We start from the raw sequence: 15,797 nt of genomic DNA, 5'->3' as shown, positions 1-15,797 counted from the left end.
TGCGAGCAAATTGATCTTTAATGGTTTTTGGTAAACCTTTTGGCGTCTAAGTGCGTCTAAATAATAAATCGACTGACCAAGCAACGAGGAAATTTTAATGTATAAATATGGTGTTTTACTTTCGGTTCTGCTGTTTAGCAGTTCATCAATGGCATGGAATTGCAGTGAAGAGCGCACAATATCCACTGAGCTTGATATCGGCGCAGTTGCGGATATACGTGTTCAGGCAGGAGCGGGCGAGTTATCAATTAAAGGAAGCGACCAGAGAGGAAAGATCGGCTTGGTTGCTAAGTTATGCGCATCGGATGAAAGCGTTCTCTCCGAAATGGACGTTGAAACCGAGATTGACAATGAGTACGTGTCCATCGAAACGAGTATGCCTAAAAAGTGGAGCGGTAATACCTCCATGTCGATTGATTTATCTCTAGTTGTTCCCAAAGGGTCTCGTTTGGACGTAAAAGATAGTAGTGGAGACTTGGAGGTTAAAGGCGTGTCGGAGCTTACGCTTGTTGATTCTTCGGGAGATATAAAGATAAAGAATATCGAAGGTAAAGTTGATTTAGCTGACTCATCTGGCTCAATCAGAATGGCGGGCGTGGGCGAGGCTGAAGTAGCGGACAGTTCTGGGGCAATAGATGTTCGTGATGTTGTTAAGGATTTTACTATTAACGTGGATAGTTCCGGCGATATTGAGGTTCAAGGAGTTGGCGGGGATGTTTTAGTTAAAGTAGATAGCAGTGGCTCGATTGATGTTAAGGATGTTGCTGGCAGCTTCACAGTAGAAAAAGATGGGTCAGGCGGTATTCGATATGACAATATCGAAGGCGAAGTCGATATTCCCCGTAGAAAAAGATAGGGCTTTTAAGTCAAAGCAAGCTCTCTTTATTTGGGAGAGAGCTTGGGCGGTTTACTCCGATTGAGAATGTTCCAAGTAGTCTTCAAGCATGTTATTGAGCATGTTGTGACCAAAGAGAGTCGGGGTGATTTGGCTGTTTGTTTTATCGATTAATCCTAGTTTTAGGTGTTTCTGAATCAAAGCTGAAATGGAATGCTCGCTTTGAGCTGTGCGAGCCTCAAATTCGGATATCGAAAAGCCGTTATTGAGTCTCAGAGCATTAAGCATGTATTCGAACGTAAGTGTCCGTGGTGCAACTTGGCTTTTGCCTCCGAGCTTAGATGTTTTTGTAAGGTAGCTGTTCGGATGTTTGATTTTCCATGTTCGATAAACTCCATCGATCGTGGTTATTTTTCCATGTGCTCCTGCTCCAATTCCTAGGTAGTCTCCAAAATTCCAATAGTTTAGGTTGTGCCGACATTGGCGGGAATTTTGTGAGTAAGCAGAAACCTCGTACTGCTCATAGCCATGCTCTAGCAAGGTCTTTTGAAGCGCTTCTTGCATATCCCAAAGGGCTTCTTCTTTGGGAGTGATTGGTGGATTGTGGTGAAAAAGAGTGTTGGGTTCTATCGTTAATTGATAGCAAGACAGGTGAGTCGGTTGAAGTTTGATTGCTTGAGCTAAGTCTGACAAGGATTGTTCTAAAGTCTGATCAGGCAGTCCGAACATTAGGTCGAGGTTGAAATTATTCAACCCCGCCTCTTTAGCGTATTTCGCTGCGGCGATGGCTTCGGTTGAGCTGTGCACTCGTCCGAGGCGATTTAGGTGTTGTTGGTTGTAGCTCTGAACGCCGATTGAAAGTCTGTTTATGCCAGCCTCTTTAAAGCCTGCAAACTTGACCGCCTCGCTACTTCCGGGGTTAGCTTCGAGCGTAACTTCGATGTCCGCAGCAAAGTCGAGCCTCTCTTTTAGACCCCTAAATAGGATTTGATAGCTTTTACTGCTAAATAGCGAGGGGGTGCCGCCGCCGATGAATATTGTTTTTATCTCACGATCACGAACGGCTTCGCCGAAATCGAGTAGGTCAGCATCAAGGTCAGTAAGTAGTGTTTCCACATAGCGAGGTTCGTTGATCTCCTGCTTAGCTTGATGTGAGTTAAAGTCGCAATAAGGGCATTTTCGTTCACACCAAGGAATATGAATGTAAAGGCTGAGCGGAATTTTACGGTATTGAAATTGCATGTTGAGATTGTAGTGTCTACACCAGTCTTTAGCTATTGAATAGTGAGCTCAGTCGGATTATGGTTTGCTGCTGAGAACTTTTACCATAAGTGTTTTTCTATGAATGTTGTTTGTTTGGATTTGGAAGGGGTGTTGATCCCAGAAATATGGATTAATTTTGCAGAAAAAGTCGGTGTTAAGGAGCTATTAGCAACCACTCGCGATATTCCGGATTATGACGAGCTAATGAAGTTTCGTTTAGAGTTGTGCGCCAAGCATGATTTTCGAATTCAGGATATACAGGAAGTGATTGCCACACTGTCGCCATTAGAGGGTGCCAAGGCGTTTAGCGATGCACTAAGAGAAGATTATCAACTTATCATCTTGTCTGATACTTTTAAGGAGTTTGCGGAGCCGATGATGCGTCAATTGTCTTGGCCGACCATTTTTTGCCATGAACTGATTATTGATGACGATGGACGAATTAGTAATTACAAGCTTCGTAAACGGGACCATAAGCGAGAAACCGTAAAGCGACTGCATGAATTGAATTTTAACGTTGTTGCTGCCGGCGACTCGTATAATGACACCACAATGTTAGGCGAGGCCGAGCAAGGAATACTGTTTTGTCCGCCACAGAATGTGATTGATGAGTTTCCCCAGTTCCCCGTTGCCGCGGATTATGACGAATTGCGATCGGAAATTGATTCAGCCATAAAAAAGATGGAGCCCAGAGGAGGTTAGTTGTCTCTGCGCTTTAGTGCGCGATGTTCTCGGACACCGCGCTTATCAGGCTTGCGCAATTCAAACTCTATCTTTGGTTGTGATTTGATCGTGTCACTCATTTTTTTTCGTTGGGCTTTGCTGTTTTCAGTTTCGCAATAAAGCGTTTGAGCGATGACAGCCGGACCTCGATTTTCGCTGAGTTCAAGAATTTCAATTTGCATTTCATGATAGCCGCGTTTGACAAGCAATAGATCGCCCACCTTTACCGTTGAAGCGGGCTTACAGTTTTGGTTGTTCAAAGAAACCTTGCCGTTTTTCAATGCCTTCACAGAAAGTTGCCTTGTTTTAAAGAATCGGGCTGCCCAAAGCCATTTGTCGATTCGAACTTTGTTGGGTAATTTGTCTAATTTTGAACTCATAAGGGAGAGTTTACCGAACACTCAGTCATCGTGAAATATTAATTTTGGTGCGTAAATTTGAAAAATTCACAATTTTGGTGCATTTTGGGTCTATACTAGTAGATAGTCTATTAAATCAAAGTATTAGCAATCATTTGTAAGTGATTACTTTTACAGACTAATAAAAAGAATTAAAAGATAACTTTAGAGAGTTAAATGGCCTGTGTGGTTTTTGCTGCGAGGTAGAGAAAATGGATACATCAGTTGTTAATAAACAATTTAATTTTAAGGTAGGCAAGAGTCTAGTTGCCTTGGCCGTTAGTGCGTTGTTCAGTGTGGCTTCGCTCGCGGCTGACGATGCCCCAATGGATTTGGTCGATTCAGTATTGTCTGAGGCTAAAAAAACGGTTAGTTCCACCAAGTTTACAGGCGATTTTAACGTGTCGGTGTTTGGAGAGGGCGAATACGACTCCTTTCTAGGAAAGAGTGAGATCTGGGCTGATAACTGGGGCGTTTCTGCTGAGCTAAAGCAAAATGATCAAAGTGATGTGTTTGGATTGCCGAAAGAATCTAGCTTTTTTAATCTGGATGTTAAGCGTCGCTTTGGTAGCCATGACAAATCAAATATTGAACTTGGGCTAGGCTGGCAAGAACTCAACATTGATTCACAGTTAGACGCGAGTGGCCCTAAGGTTTCATTGGCTGGAAAGTACAATCTGTTGAAAGATTTTCAGGTCTATGGGTCTACGGCCTATTTTCCAGAGCTGGAAGATCAAATTAAGGCGGACACCACGCTTTCTGCCTATGAATTTGAAGCTGGATTGTTGTACACACCATTACCTTCTCTTTCTGTGAAAGCTGGCTACCGCGTATTCACGCTTGATCTTGAAGATCCGGTGCTAGAAGAACTTGGGTCTACTTCAGGGTTTCTGCTTGGTACTGATCTGAGTTGGTAGAATAATACTTAACTTACTTGCATCGATGCTTGAGTGTAAATAGGTTGCTTTCTTGTTGCTTCTAAACTCTGTGCTGATGAAAATTAGTGGTGATATCAAATTGGATTGATATCACCTTTTGCGTTTATTGCTTAAACACTTCGCCGCCCTTCATAACGAAACTTATATTTTCTAAAAGCTCGATATTATCGAGTGGGTTTCCATCGACGGCAACCAAGTCGGCGTGTTTTCCTTCACTCAAACTCCCTAGCATCGCAGTCTCGCCAAGTAGCTCCGCGGCGTGAACCGTTGCTGCTCGAATGGCTTCCATTGGCGGCATGCCGGCATCGACCATCAATTTGAACTCTTTGGCGTTGTCGCCGTGAGCAGATACACCGCTGTCGGTACCGAAGGCTATTTTAACTCCGGCTTGGTACGCTTTCGTAAAGTTTCCTTTCAACTGAGGGCCTATTGCCGCCGCTTTGGGTCGCACGATTTCAGGAAAGTAGCCGTCAATTTTGGCTTTCTCGGCCACAAACTCTCCGGCGAGGATGGTGGGAACTAGGTAAGTTCCGTGTTTTTTCATAAGGCTCCTAACTTCATCCGTCATTAAAGTTCCGTGTTCGATGCTGCTAACACCGGCCTTTATAGCTCGGATCATGCCTTCGCCGCCGTGCGCGTGAGCAGCCACTTTAAAGCCATAATCGTTGGCTGTTTCGATGATCGCTTTTAATTCGTCTTCCATGAATTGGGGGTTTTGGCCATTTTTAGCGGTGCTTAGCACGCCACCTGTTGCCGTAATTTTTATTAAATCTGCGCCTTCTTTATACCGTTGCCTTACGGCCTTTCTGGCCTCAGTGGCGCCGTTGACAACGCCATCTTTGGCATGAGGGTCGCCAATCAAATCATCGTTAACGCCGTTTGTTGGGTCCGCGTGGCCGCCGGTCGTAGCCAGAGATTTTCCGGCAGTAAATATGCGCGGTCCAGTTGCATAACCTTGCGCGATGGCCGTGCGTAGCGCTCTGGTTACCGTGCCGTCATCGCCCAAATTCCTAACTGTTGTAAACCCAGAGGCTAAGGTTACTTCTGCGTACTTCGCAGCGCGAAATGCAAAGTCTGCTGTGTTGAGTCTAAACCCTTCTGAGTAGCTCTTCGGATTGCTCTGGGAGGTGAGGTGAACATGCATGTCTATAAGTCCAGGTAGGCATGTTTTATCGCTTAAATCGATGGTGTTAGGTGCGGGCGACGTCTCAGCTCGTATGCTGATGATCTTTCCATCTGAAACTTGAATGGTTCTGGCTCCCGTAAGCTTTTTGTTCACTACATCAACTGTATTTCCACAGATCACTGTGAACGCTTGGGCAGTACTAATTTGTGGTGCGAGGATAAGTGCGCCAGCCAAAAGTAAGTGTTTCATTGTTTTTCTCCGATGGTTTAGCTCAGGCGTGAATCTTGCTGTTTGGCTTAAGAGTGTGGTCGCTGAGGAAGTTAATCGTTATTTTCTTTGTCCATTAAAAAGTCCGCTCTGCTGCGCAGGGTTTTGCGATCTCGGATTGCAGAAAAAGGGTCATTGTCTGAACTTGTGAGCTCCTTGGATTTGGCAATTTTTTCCTTGGTGCTCTGCTTGTTGGGCTTAATTTTGCTTCGTATAGCATGGTACAGAATATACACGCTAATACCGGATATCCATGCGATCCATTTATAAATAAATGATGCTCGGTCAATGTTTTCTGGTCCAACTGCTGTTAAATAGTCTTGGTGAATGCTGCTGACGACTATAAGGTAAGCGAGTAATATTAGGGTGGAGATTATGCTGGCTTTATATTGCTTCCAAATGATGACGATGAACGCCCATCGAAATGCTTGTTTGAATATCATGAGATCACCTTAACCAAAAAAATTAAGCCCTAACAATGCAAGAACTGCCAATAGTCCTTTTTCCTTGATGGAGCTTTTGATTTTATCTTCTTCTTCTTTGACCACTACCTCTAAGTCATCCTGGCGCATTTTTCTTGGGTCGTTGCCGGCGACGATAATTCGAGTACGAGCACGGTCGATGGCTTTTTCCCTGATAAAACGCCGGTATTTACTTGGGATGCCGCCAACATAAGGAATCGTTATTGATTTTGACTCTGATTTCATACTTTGGTCATTTTGATCGGGTTATCGGGATTAAATGGTGTTTTTAGCGCATCGAGTGCTCTGAAACGCTTCGAAGAACCTGCATAGACTGATGTTTTCTGTATGTCCAAGCCCAGAACAATGCTAAAATTCGCGCCCACTGACTTACTATTTGCGATCATTTTCATCGATTGCAATGATTTTTACCCTCACACATGACTGGCATGAGCAATCGCATAGCAGAAGTTACGCGTAATACTAGCGAAACACAAATTACCGTTAAATTGAATTTAGATGGTACTGGAAAAACGAATTTTGATACAGGCGTGCCGTTTTTAGAGCATATGATGGATCAGATTGGGCGTCATGGCTTGATAGATTTGGATGTGGTTTGTAAGGGTGATCTGCACATAGATGATCATCACACGGTGGAAGATATTGGCATTACCATTGGGCAGGCTTTTGATGAGGCCGTTGGAGATAAAAAAGGTATCCGACGCTATGGGCATGCTTACGTACCCCTTGATGAGGCCTTAAGTCGCGTGGTTGTGGATTTTTCTGGGCGCCCGACGTGTATGCACTCCGTTGATTACAGAAGGGCTAGGATTGGCGGCTTCGACGTGGATCTTTTTGATGAATTTTTCCATGGGTTTGTGAATCATGCTCGTTTGACTCTGCACATTGATAACATTAGAGGTAAGAACGCCCATCACATCGCCGAGACAATTTTCAAGGCGTTTGGCCGAGCGTTACGTATGGCGTTAGAAAATGATGAGCGCAGTGTAGGGGTCATTCCTTCCACTAAAGGTAGCTTGTAGGAATAGTCATGCAAATTGCTGTTGTTGATTTGGGGGTGGGTAACCTTCGTTCTGTAAAGCAGGCAGTGATCACGGTTGCTGAGGATGCGGACGTGATTTTAAGCAGTGATGCCGACGCACTTCTGCGGGCAGATAAAATAGTGTTGCCTGGCCAAGGTGCCGTCGGAACTTGGTTTAAGGAGCTCAATGCTCGAGGGCTTTCCGATGCTTTGATGGTGTGCCTTAAAGAGAAACCGTTGCTTGGGATCTGTGTGGGAATGCAGGCCTTGTTCGAATACTGCGAAGAAGATGGAGGCCAGGCGGGTTTAGGTGTTTTTCAAGGCGATGTTAGGCATTTCAGTCACTTTCATACAGATAGGCTCGAGACTGATGATCGTTTAAAGATCCCTCAAATGGGATGGAATCAAGTGTTTCATTTGCGAGACCATCCTTTGTGGTCGAACATTGAGAATGAATCACACTTCTATTTTGTTCACAGTTATTGTGCAAACACGTCACCGGATGCTGACTTAGGTACTGTTTACGGAGGCGCAGATTATGGCCATAAGTTCATTGCGGCGGCTGGCCGAGATAATATATTTGCGGTCCAGTTCCACCCTGAAAAGAGCCATGATAATGGCTTGCAACTGTTAAAGAATTTTACTAACTGGGATGGACGGGCTTAAGCTCGATGAAATCCAAAAAAAAGATTTGTTATGTTATTGATACCCGCAATTGATATTAAAGAAGGTAAGTGTGTGCGTCTTCGTCAAGGCTTGATGGAAGACTCAACCGTATTCAGTGATAGCCCCTTAGAAATGGCCGATAAATGGGTTGAGCTAGGTGCCAAGAGAATCCATTTGGTTGATTTAGATGGTGCGTTTGCGGGGCAACCAGCCAATGCTGACGTAATAAATGCCATTGCGGAAAAGTACCCAAACGTTCCTATACAAATTGGTGGTGGTATCCGTGACCGCGCGACGATTGAAGCTTATCTTGAAGCAGGTGTGCAGTATGTAATTATTGGTACTCGGGCAGCAAATGAACCGGAATTTATCGCAGAAATCGCACCGGAATATGGTCAAAATTTGATCATCGGATTGGATGCGAAAGATGGTATCGTGGCCGTGGATGGCTGGGCAAAAATGACCGAACATAATGTTGTTGACCTTGCTAAGCGTTTTGAAGGGGATGGGGTTCAAGCGATCATCTATACCGACATAGCGCGAGATGGAATGATGCAAGGCGTCAACTTGGATGCTACTCAGCGCTTGGCTGAATCTGTCTCTATCCCCATAATTGCGTCGGGTGGAGTGACTAATATGCAAGACTTAGTTGAGCTGCAAAAAATTGAAGGCTCTGGGATTTCTGGAGTGATAACCGGTCGCGCGATTTACGAAGGCGGCCTTGACTTTGCTGAGGGTCAAAGATACCTAGACAGCATGCTGAAAGCTTAGTGCGATGCCATTAGCGAAGCGAATCATCCCATGTCTAGACGTTGATAATGGGCGTGTGGTCAAAGGGGTTAACTTTGTGGGTATCAGAGATGCTGGTGATCCCGTTGAGGTGGCTAAGCGTTATAACGAGCAGGGTGCTGATGAAATCACCTTTTTAGATATTACGGCAACCTCTGACGACCGAGATACAATTTTGCACGTGGTTGAAGAGGTGGCAAATGAGGTTTTTATTCCTTTAACCGTTGGCGGCGGTGTGAGAGAGTTGGCCGATGTTCGCCGTCTGCTTAATGCGGGTGCGGATAAGATATCGGTGAACAGTACAGCGGTGTTTAAGCCCGAGTTTATAAAGGAAGCCAGCACTCATTTTGGTTCACAGTGCATAGTGGTGGCAATAGATGCAAAACAAACTCACTTCATTGATAAAGGTGATATTGCTGATCGTTGGGAGATTTTCACTCACGGTGGTCGTAAGCAGACTGGAATAGATGCGATCGAGTGGGCTCAAAAAATGTCGGAGTACGGCGCAGGAGAAATTCTGCTTACGAGTATGGATGGTGATGGAACCAAGGCGGGTTACGATTTAGCGCTGACTAGGGCGATAACAGACTCTATAAACATTCCCGTAATAGCATCAGGTGGGGTCGGCAATTTGCAACACCTAATCGAAGGTGTTGTTGATGGGGGAGCCGATGCCGTGCTAGCCGCGAGCATCTTTCATTTTGGTGAATTTACCGTTCTTCAAGCAAAGCAGGCCATGCGCGATGCTGGTATCGAAGTACGGCTTTAATATCGAGAAATATTGTGATTAGTTGGTTAGAAGATATTAAGTGGAACGACGCTGGTTTGGTGCCCGCCATTGCTCAGGATGCTGAAACTGGTGAAAACTTAATGGTGGCCTGGATGAATCGAGAGGCTTTGGCTGAAACGGCAGAGCTTGGGGTTGCCGTGTATTTTTCTCGTTCTAGGCAAAAAATGTGGCGAAAAGGAGAACAATCCGGTCACCAACAACGTGTAGTCGAAATGCGTTTAGACTGCGATTCAGATGTTATTTTGTTAAAAGTAGAGCAAAAAGGTGGCATTGCCTGCCATACTGGTCGTCGAAACTGTTTTTATAAGATATTTCGCGATGGCGAGTGGGTCGAGGTTGATCCTGTCTTAAAAGACCCTAAAGAGATATATAGAAAATGAGCGATCGAGTACTTGATGAGGTTCATGAGGTATTAATGTCCCGTCTGGGGGCTGAACCCGGGTCATCATACGCGGCCTCTTTGTACGATAAGGGCTTAGACGCTATCCTGAAAAAGGTGGGTGAAGAAGCTACCGAGACTGTCATGGCGGCGAAAGACGGTGACGCCGAAAAAATAGTGTATGAAATTGCTGATTTGTGGTTCCATACGATGGTTTTATTAGCTCATCAAAAGCTTAAACCACAACAGGTACTGGACGAACTTTCTCGTCGAATGGGTACCAGCGGGCTGGCTGAGAAGGCCGCGCGCAAATCTAAATAGTGAGGAAATTATCATGGGCTTAGGTGGAATTTCAATTTGGCAACTGTTGATTGTATTAGTGATCGTCGCGTTGATTTTTGGTACGAAAAAACTTCGCGGTGTTGGTGGTGATCTAGGTGGAGCCGTTAAGGGCTTTAAAAAGGCGCTATCCGATGATGACTCTAAGAGTGAAGAGTCGGTTGATCAAAGCGAAAAAGAACCAGCCGCTGACGACAAATAATTGGCATGTTGGATATTGGCTTCTCAGAGCTGCTAGTCATCGGGGTAGTTTTGCTCTTGGTGATGGGTCCGGAGCGATTGCCCGAAGTTGCGAAGCAGATTGCGTTTTTCATTCGTAAAGCTCGGCAAGGTGTTTATCGTTTGCGGTCGGAAATGCAAGATGAAATCGATGGGTCGCCGTTTGCGGATCTGGAAGCAGCGAAGCGTGAAATATCGGATCTTAAAAATGACCTTAGGCAATTCGGTCGTGACTTGGCCGATTCAGCGGAGCAAGATATAAATCACACTGATTCGCAAAACAGTAGCGCTGAAACTATAGGCAATGCTGTTGCAAAGACTGAGTCAAAAGGTTCGTCAAACGACGTGCATGTTGAAAGCTCTGGTGCGCAAATTCCTAAATCATAGCGTACCAATTATTAACTTTTGGCCGAGATAGAACGTTATCTTAAATGAGACGCGTCCGGCGGCAAAGACAGACATTAAATACAATTCGTGCAAGAACAAACCACACAAAAATCAGAACCATTTGTATCGCATTTAGTCGAACTGCGAAATCGCATGTTATGGGCGGTTGGGGCTGTGTTGGTCGTATTTTTGTGTTTAGTGCCATTTGCTAGCGAAATTTACGCTTGGTTTGCGCAACCTCTGATAGCGGCGATACCCGATGGTGGCAGTATGATCGCGGTTGATCCTCACGGCACGTTCTTTATCCCGTTTAAGTTGTCTTTTGCGGTTGCCTTTGCCATTGCTATTCCGTTTGTGCTCTATCAAGTTTGGGCATTCGTCGCTCCGGGCTTATACCAAAACGAAAAAAGTATTGTGATCCCACTTGTAGTATCCAGTACGGTTTTGTTCTACCTAGGAGTGGCGTTCGCCTATTTTGTGGTGTTTCCACTCATGTTCCAGTTTTTCGCCGCAATGACCCCTGATGGAGTGGCATTTACGCCAGACATAGCATCGTACATGAGCTTTGCTTTAAGTATATTTTTTGCGTTTGGGATGGCTTTTGAGGTGCCTGTGGCTTTGGTGTTGCTGGCGCGGATGGGCGTGGTTTCGCCAGCTAGAATTGCTCAAAATAGAGGGTATTTTATTTTGGGGGCGTTCGTTGTGGCCATGTTAATGACTCCACCAGATCCATTTTCGCAAATCATGCTTGCTCTTCCTGTTTGTTTGCTTTTTGAAGTTGGCTTGTTCTTTGCAAGGCGTGTGGAGAAAAAGCAGGCGCGACTGTAGTTACTCCGGCCCACTTGGTTTTTGTAATCAATAAAGAATTTTATTAGGAATTTTTCAATATCATGAATGCGCAAATAATAGACGGCAAGAAAATTGCTGCCGAAATCCGTTCTGAAGCAAAACTAGAAGCCACAGAGCTGATTGCTGACGGCGTGCAGCCTTGTTTGGTGGTGGTATTAGTCGGAGAAGATCCTGCTTCTAAAGCGTACGTTGGTAGTAAAGTGAAGGCTTGCGAAGAGACTGGAATCAAATCGATCAAAATAACGCACCCCAGTGATGTTAGCGAAGAGGCACTTATGGCCGATATAGAGCGTTTGAACGCTGATGTGTCGGTTCATGGGATATTGGTGCAGTTACCTCTTCCGAGCCACATTGATGAGGATGTGGTTACCGAGCACATACATCCGAACAAAGATGTGGATGGCTTTCACCCAGTTAATGTGGGGAAGCTGAGTATTGGAATCGATTGCCTTACTCCATGTACGCCCACTGGAATACCTGAAATGATTGTCCGTAGCGGCATTGATATGTCTGGTAAGCATGCCGTAGTTATAGGGCGAAGTAATATTGTTGGTAAGCCTATGATGAGCCTGTTGGTTCAAAAAGGAGAGAAGGCAAACTGCACTGTGACTTGTTGTCATAGTGGTACTAGAGACTTAACGTATCATACAAAACAAGCCGACATATTGATTGCGGCCATTGGTGTGCCAGAATTTGTTAAAGCAGATATGGTCAAGGAAGGTGCAACTGTGATTGACGTGGGTATCAATCGAGTCGAAGACCCTTCAACAGCAAAAGGGTATCGATTGGTAGGCGATGTTGATTTCGACGAGGTTAAAGGCGTTGCTGGCGCTATTACGCCAGTGCCTGGTGGTGTAGGTCCGATGACGGTTGCTATGTTGATGAAAAATACGAATAAAGCCGCTCGACTGCTCACTCGTTAACCGTTTTAACTTAGCTGGTATTAGTGAATTTTGCCGTCAATGCTTTGGTTGAGCGGTTGTGTCATTTGCGAGTTAACGTAATTAATCACCCTTCTTTCCCCACATGTTGAACAAAATTGCGTGCTAATATTCCAGCCCGAAATAGAAATTTAGACACTATTATCATGACAGAATCCCGGTTTTCTATCGCTCAAAAATACATTCCAGGCGGAGTCAACTCCCCAGTTCGCGCTTTTAAAAGTGTGGGCGGCGAGCCTATTTTTATTAAGAAAGCAAAAGGTTCTTATGTCTGGGATGCTGATGATAAGCAGTATATTGACTATGTTGGCTCATGGGGGCCTATGATCTTAGGGCACGCGCACCCAGAAGTGATTCAAGCGGTACAAGAGACGGCAGCCAATGGTTTGAGCTTTGGAGCACCCACAGAGTCAGAAACAACGTTGGCGCAGAAAATCTGTGAGCTAATTCCCAGTATTGATAAGGTGCGAATGGTCAGTTCTGGAACCGAAGCCACAATGAGCGCATTGCGCTTAGCGCGGGGCTATACTGGGCGCGAAAAAATCATTAAATTCGAAGGTTGTTATCATGGGCATTCCGACAGTCTGTTGGTGAAAGCTGGCTCCGGAGCGCTTACGTTTGGTGTACCAACATCACCAGGAGTTCCGGCTTCTCTAGCAGAACTTACCATCACACTGCCGTTTAATGACCTAGATAGTCTCGAGCAGGTCTTTAAACAGATAGGTGAAGAAGTGGCGGCCATTATTATTGAGCCGATTGCCGGAAATATGAACTTTATCGCACCTAAAGTTGGCTATCTTGAGAAAATGCGCGAGCTGTGTGACCAGTATGGAACCGTTCTAATTTTTGACGAAGTCATGACCGGGTTTCGCGTTGGTTTACAGGGAGCACAGGGAGTGTATGGGATAACTCCAGATTTAACGTGCTTTGGTAAGGTGATTGGCGGTGGAATGCCCGTAGGTGCCTTTGGGGGGCGCAAAGACATAATGGGTCATATTTCACCCGACGGACCTGTTTATCAGGCGGGTACGTTGTCGGGAAATCCAGTGGCGATGGCTGCTGGAATAAAAACCTTGGAGTTAATTTCCGCGCCTAACTTTTTTGAGAACCTCACGGTGAAAACAAAAAGTTTGTTGATCGGCTTAAAGAATGTAGCGCAAAGCGCGAATATCCCCCTATGTACTCAAGGTACCGGAGGCATGTTTGGGTTCTTTTTTACTGATCTAGAACGAGTTTCAAGTTTTGAAGAATCAATGGCCTGTGACTCTGCTCGGTTTAATAAGTTTTTCCACGGAATGCTCGAGAGAGGAATATACTTAGCGCCATCATCATTCGAAGCTGGGTTCGTTTCATGCACCCACAGTGAGAATGACATTGCAGACACCATTGAGAGAGCTGCTGAGGTCATGGACACACTTTGATGGACGGGTTTTAGCTTGTCTCAGCTGCGACGCTACTGTTAAGAGAGGGGCGTTGGTAGGATATGCCGGTCAATAATTGAAATATTGGCTGGGTACCTAAACACCGCACCACCTTTAGCTTTGATTATGGCAATTATTGTAAATACGAGATGTAGTAGTAGCAGTAGCAAGGCAGCAAAAACGCCTACGATCAGCAAAGCCATGAACATTGAAACCAATAAATAGAGATACAGTGTAATTTGTTGGCAGATGGCTTCTCTGCCATGGGTGTCGAGAACTCGCGATTCAGAGCGAGTATTCACCCAAATAAAATAGCAGGCCAGAAAGTTCGCCAGCGGTATTCCGGTAAAAATAAGTAGTCCCGAGGCATGAATCATTGCTGCCTGACTGTTGGTATCCGCATGTTTCGAGTTAGCCTCTGAAGAGGCTTCTGGTAATTGGGGCTGTCGTTTAACAAGCAGTAACATCCCCGTGAGTCCACACATTAACCCTCCAATTAACAGCATGATGGCGGTGAAAAATTGAATTTGAATAGCATCATCTATGCCAAATGCTGACCGTATTATCGGAAGCATGGCTATGCTCATCATCATTAATGCTATCGCAATAAAGAAAGAGCTTGAAAGGCGGTTTACCATTGCACTTAATTAGTTAGGCAGAGTTGAAGTTATTGGGCTGTATTAAATCATAGTCAATGATAGAATCCGTCGACTATTTTCAAAATACCCTTGATTTAACGAAAAGGTATAATTATGCGTGATTTTCTATTTACATCCGAATCAGTCTCTGAAGGCCATCCTGACAAGGTCGCCGATCAAATCTCTGATACAGTTCTTGACTATTTGTTCGAGGAAGACCCCAACTCTCGTGTTGCGTGTGAGACGTTGGTAAACACGGGCCTTGTTGTTTTATCCGGTGAAATTACGAGTGAACGCGGTCTGGATGGCGTCGTTGAACGTGTGCGAGAAACCATCAACGAAATAGGCTACAACGATTCTGAAATGGGGTTTGATGCTAAATCTTGCGCCATCATGATGACGCTTGATCGGCAATCGCCTGACATTGCGCAAGGCGTGAATGAAGGTGAGGGCCTGGATCTTGATCAAGGCGCAGGGGACCAGGGGTTAATGTTTGGTTACGCGTGCACAGAGACAGATGTGCTGATGCCTATGCCGATAGAATATTCTCATCGTTTGGTTAAAAAGCAATCTGAGATGCGTAAAAGCGGGCAACTTCCTTGGTTGCGTCCCGATGCAAAGTCTCAGGTAACAGTGCGCTACGAAGGTGGGAAGCCAGCATCGATCGATGCCGTTGTACTGTCGACTCAGCATGATGAGAGCATTAAGCAGAAAGATTTAGTGGAAGCTGTTATTGAAGAAATCGTGAAGCCAACATTGCCGGCCGACATGATAACGGCGGATACTAAATTTTTGATTAATCCGACTGGGCGTTTTGTCATCGGCGGCCCTGTAGGCGATTGTGGAATCACTGGGCGAAAAATTATTGTGGATACATACGGTGGAAGAGCGCATCATGGTGGTGGCGCTTTTTCAGGTAAAGATCCTTCTAAAGTGGATCGATCTGCGGCTTACGCTGGGCGATATGTGGCTAAAAATGTGGTTGCCGCAGGCTTGGCAGATCGTTGCGAAGTGCAGGTGGCTTACGCGATTGGTGTTGCTAAACCAGTTAGTCTGATGGTTAACACGTTTGGGACTGCCAAAATAGAAGAGTCAAAAATTGAAGCCCTAGTGGCAGAACACTTTGATTTGCGGCCTAAGGCCATTATTCAAACACTTGATCTGTTGCGACCTATTTATAAGAAAACAGCGGCGTATGGGCATTTTGGTCGTACTGAACCGGAGTACAAGTGGGAATCCACCGACAAGGCCACTTTATTGAGAGATGCGGCTGGTTTGTAAGTTTTTACCCAAGCGTTAATTCGGGATAAGAGGCGACGAGTCACG

General features: G+C 45.2%; 21 protein-coding genes. 15 read left to right on the top strand and 6 right to left on the bottom strand.

Annotation, left to right across the window (positions count from 1 at the left end):
* Positions 1–97 precede the first annotated feature (97 nt).
* Positions 98–856, top strand: coding sequence for a DUF4097 family beta strand repeat-containing protein (locus tag ABWW54_RS00920; protein ID WP_353409148.1), 759 nt, complete (start codon positions 98–100; stop codon positions 854–856).
* A gap of 51 nt (positions 857–907) precedes the next feature.
* Here ABWW54_RS00920 and hemW read toward each other — a convergent pair whose 3' ends face one another.
* Complete coding sequence (gene hemW / locus ABWW54_RS00915; RefSeq protein ID WP_353409146.1) at positions 908–2,077, bottom strand: radical SAM family heme chaperone HemW; 1,170 nt, start codon at positions 2,075–2,077, stop codon at positions 908–910.
* 99 nt (positions 2,078–2,176) lie between these two features.
* On the opposite strand from hemW, the gene thrH reads away from it, so the two are divergent.
* Positions 2,177–2,800 (top strand): bifunctional phosphoserine phosphatase/homoserine phosphotransferase ThrH, encoded by a 624-nt coding sequence (gene thrH, locus ABWW54_RS00910; RefSeq protein ID WP_353409144.1) that lies wholly within the window; start codon positions 2,177–2,179, stop codon positions 2,798–2,800.
* Here the strand turns inward: thrH and ABWW54_RS00905 are convergent.
* Positions 2,797–3,201: an RNA-binding S4 domain-containing protein gene (locus tag ABWW54_RS00905; RefSeq protein ID WP_353409142.1), complete on the bottom strand. Its 405-nt coding sequence runs from the start codon at positions 3,199–3,201 to the stop codon at positions 2,797–2,799. The genes thrH and ABWW54_RS00905 overlap by 4 nt on opposite strands.
* A 230-nt stretch (positions 3,202–3,431) precedes the next feature.
* Between ABWW54_RS00905 and ABWW54_RS00900 the strand changes: the two genes are divergently transcribed.
* Positions 3,432–4,136, top strand: a complete 705-nt coding sequence (locus tag ABWW54_RS00900) for a hypothetical protein (RefSeq protein WP_353409140.1) — start codon at positions 3,432–3,434, stop codon at positions 4,134–4,136.
* 124 nt (positions 4,137–4,260) lie between these two features.
* Here the strand turns inward: ABWW54_RS00900 and ABWW54_RS00895 are convergent, their stop codons facing one another.
* The 3 genes from ABWW54_RS00895 to ABWW54_RS00885 all read right to left on the bottom strand — a co-directional run bounded on the left by ABWW54_RS00895 (position 4,261) and on the right by ABWW54_RS00885 (position 6,257).
* Entirely contained in the window at positions 4,261–5,532 is a 1,272-nt protein-coding gene (locus ABWW54_RS00895; protein WP_353409138.1) for a metal-dependent hydrolase family protein, read from the bottom strand.
* Positions 5,533–5,603: 71 nt separating this feature from the next.
* Complete coding sequence (locus ABWW54_RS00890; RefSeq protein ID WP_353409136.1) at positions 5,604–5,993, bottom strand: hypothetical protein; 390 nt, start codon at positions 5,991–5,993, stop codon at positions 5,604–5,606.
* Between the two features lie 9 nt (positions 5,994–6,002).
* Positions 6,003–6,257 (bottom strand): hypothetical protein, encoded by a 255-nt coding sequence (locus ABWW54_RS00885; protein WP_353409134.1) that lies wholly within the window; start codon positions 6,255–6,257, stop codon positions 6,003–6,005.
* 203 nt (positions 6,258–6,460) lie between these two features.
* Between ABWW54_RS00885 and hisB the strand changes: the two genes are divergently transcribed.
* The 11 genes from hisB (at position 6,461) to hemL (ending at position 13,833) form a co-directional block, all read left to right on the top strand.
* Positions 6,461–7,054: an imidazoleglycerol-phosphate dehydratase HisB gene (gene hisB / locus ABWW54_RS00880; protein ID WP_353409132.1), complete on the top strand. Its 594-nt coding sequence runs from the start codon at positions 6,461–6,463 to the stop codon at positions 7,052–7,054.
* A gap of 8 nt (positions 7,055–7,062) precedes the next feature.
* Entirely contained in the window at positions 7,063–7,719 is a 657-nt protein-coding gene (hisH, locus tag ABWW54_RS00875; RefSeq protein WP_353409130.1) for an imidazole glycerol phosphate synthase subunit HisH, read from the top strand.
* Between the two features lie 30 nt (positions 7,720–7,749).
* Positions 7,750–8,490 carry a 1-(5-phosphoribosyl)-5-[(5-phosphoribosylamino)methylideneamino]imidazole-4-carboxamide isomerase gene (gene hisA / locus ABWW54_RS00870; protein WP_353409128.1) on the top strand — a complete coding sequence of 247 codons (741 nt, stop codon included), beginning with the start codon at positions 7,750–7,752 and terminating at the stop codon, positions 8,488–8,490.
* 4 nt (positions 8,491–8,494) lie between these two features.
* Positions 8,495–9,277 carry an imidazole glycerol phosphate synthase subunit HisF gene (hisF, locus tag ABWW54_RS00865; protein WP_353409126.1) on the top strand — a complete coding sequence of 261 codons (783 nt, stop codon included), beginning with the start codon at positions 8,495–8,497 and terminating at the stop codon, positions 9,275–9,277.
* Between the two features lie 17 nt (positions 9,278–9,294).
* Positions 9,295–9,678, top strand: a complete 384-nt coding sequence (gene hisI / locus ABWW54_RS00860) for a phosphoribosyl-AMP cyclohydrolase (RefSeq protein WP_502907754.1) — start codon at positions 9,295–9,297, stop codon at positions 9,676–9,678.
* On the top strand, positions 9,675–9,998 hold the full coding sequence (locus tag ABWW54_RS00855; protein WP_353409122.1) for a phosphoribosyl-ATP diphosphatase: 324 nt from the start codon (positions 9,675–9,677) through the stop codon (positions 9,996–9,998). Before hisI ends, ABWW54_RS00855 begins: the two co-directional genes overlap by 4 nt.
* 13 nt (positions 9,999–10,011) lie before the next feature.
* The gene (gene tatA / locus ABWW54_RS00850; protein WP_353409120.1) at positions 10,012–10,218 is read left to right on the top strand and encodes a Sec-independent protein translocase subunit TatA; all 207 of its coding nucleotides are present in this window, start codon (positions 10,012–10,014) and stop codon (positions 10,216–10,218) included.
* Between the two features lie 5 nt (positions 10,219–10,223).
* A complete protein-coding gene (gene tatB, locus ABWW54_RS00845; protein WP_353409118.1) occupies positions 10,224–10,622 on the top strand; it encodes a Sec-independent protein translocase protein TatB in 399 nt (132 codons plus the stop codon).
* 87 nt (positions 10,623–10,709) lie between these two features.
* A complete protein-coding gene (tatC, locus tag ABWW54_RS00840; RefSeq protein ID WP_353409116.1) occupies positions 10,710–11,450 on the top strand; it encodes a twin-arginine translocase subunit TatC in 741 nt (246 codons plus the stop codon).
* 62 nt (positions 11,451–11,512) lie between these two features.
* Positions 11,513–12,394 (top strand): bifunctional 5,10-methylenetetrahydrofolate dehydrogenase/5,10-methenyltetrahydrofolate cyclohydrolase, encoded by an 882-nt coding sequence (locus ABWW54_RS00835; protein WP_353409114.1) that lies wholly within the window; start codon positions 11,513–11,515, stop codon positions 12,392–12,394.
* 164 nt (positions 12,395–12,558) lie between these two features.
* Positions 12,559–13,833: a glutamate-1-semialdehyde 2,1-aminomutase gene (hemL, locus tag ABWW54_RS00830; RefSeq protein ID WP_353409112.1), complete on the top strand. Its 1,275-nt coding sequence runs from the start codon at positions 12,559–12,561 to the stop codon at positions 13,831–13,833.
* Between the two features lie 38 nt (positions 13,834–13,871).
* Here hemL and ABWW54_RS00825 read toward each other — a convergent pair whose 3' ends face one another.
* Complete coding sequence (locus ABWW54_RS00825) at positions 13,872–14,471, bottom strand: DUF4870 domain-containing protein (RefSeq protein WP_353409110.1); 600 nt, start codon at positions 14,469–14,471, stop codon at positions 13,872–13,874.
* A 114-nt stretch (positions 14,472–14,585) separates the two neighbouring features.
* Between ABWW54_RS00825 and metK the strand changes: the two genes are divergently transcribed.
* The gene (metK, locus tag ABWW54_RS00820) at positions 14,586–15,752 is read left to right on the top strand and encodes a methionine adenosyltransferase (RefSeq protein WP_502907742.1); all 1,167 of its coding nucleotides are present in this window, start codon (positions 14,586–14,588) and stop codon (positions 15,750–15,752) included.
* The last annotated feature ends 45 nt before the right edge of the window (positions 15,753–15,797 follow it).

It is taken from the genome of Arenicella sp. 4NH20-0111, from assembly GCF_040366405.1.
GTDB lineage: Bacteria > Pseudomonadota > Gammaproteobacteria > Arenicellales > Arenicellaceae > Arenicella.
Note: the sequence above shows the minus strand (reverse complement) of the source record. Positions and strands in the feature narration are given on the sequence as shown.

Coding starts and splice junctions, on each gene's coding strand:
- hisA (WP_353409128.1), top strand. CDS start 7,750: ATGTTATTGATACCCGCAATTGATATTAAAGAAGGTAAGTGTGTGCGT.
- ABWW54_RS00895 (WP_353409138.1), bottom strand. CDS start 5,532: ATGAAACACTTACTTTTGGCTGGCGCACTTATCCTCGCACCACAAATT.
- tatA (WP_353409120.1), top strand. CDS start 10,012: ATGGGCTTAGGTGGAATTTCAATTTGGCAACTGTTGATTGTATTAGTG.
- ABWW54_RS00920 (WP_353409148.1), top strand. CDS start 98: ATGTATAAATATGGTGTTTTACTTTCGGTTCTGCTGTTTAGCAGTTCA.
- tatB (WP_353409118.1), top strand. CDS start 10,224: ATGTTGGATATTGGCTTCTCAGAGCTGCTAGTCATCGGGGTAGTTTTG.
- ABWW54_RS00885 (WP_353409134.1), bottom strand. CDS start 6,257: ATGAAATCAGAGTCAAAATCAATAACGATTCCTTATGTTGGCGGCATC.
- ABWW54_RS00905 (WP_353409142.1), bottom strand. CDS start 3,201: ATGAGTTCAAAATTAGACAAATTACCCAACAAAGTTCGAATCGACAAA.
- hisF (WP_353409126.1), top strand. CDS start 8,495: ATGCCATTAGCGAAGCGAATCATCCCATGTCTAGACGTTGATAATGGG.
- hemL (WP_353409112.1), top strand. CDS start 12,559: ATGACAGAATCCCGGTTTTCTATCGCTCAAAAATACATTCCAGGCGGA.
- ABWW54_RS00900 (WP_353409140.1), top strand. CDS start 3,432: ATGGATACATCAGTTGTTAATAAACAATTTAATTTTAAGGTAGGCAAG.
- ABWW54_RS00890 (WP_353409136.1), bottom strand. CDS start 5,993: ATGATATTCAAACAAGCATTTCGATGGGCGTTCATCGTCATCATTTGG.
- ABWW54_RS00855 (WP_353409122.1), top strand. CDS start 9,675: ATGAGCGATCGAGTACTTGATGAGGTTCATGAGGTATTAATGTCCCGT.
- hisB (WP_353409132.1), top strand. CDS start 6,461: ATGAGCAATCGCATAGCAGAAGTTACGCGTAATACTAGCGAAACACAA.
- hemW (WP_353409146.1), bottom strand. CDS start 2,077: ATGCAATTTCAATACCGTAAAATTCCGCTCAGCCTTTACATTCATATT.
- thrH (WP_353409144.1), top strand. CDS start 2,177: ATGAATGTTGTTTGTTTGGATTTGGAAGGGGTGTTGATCCCAGAAATA.
- ABWW54_RS00825 (WP_353409110.1), bottom strand. CDS start 14,471: ATGGTAAACCGCCTTTCAAGCTCTTTCTTTATTGCGATAGCATTAATG.
- metK (WP_502907742.1), top strand. CDS start 14,586: ATGCGTGATTTTCTATTTACATCCGAATCAGTCTCTGAAGGCCATCCT.
- ABWW54_RS00835 (WP_353409114.1), top strand. CDS start 11,513: ATGAATGCGCAAATAATAGACGGCAAGAAAATTGCTGCCGAAATCCGT.
- hisH (WP_353409130.1), top strand. CDS start 7,063: ATGCAAATTGCTGTTGTTGATTTGGGGGTGGGTAACCTTCGTTCTGTA.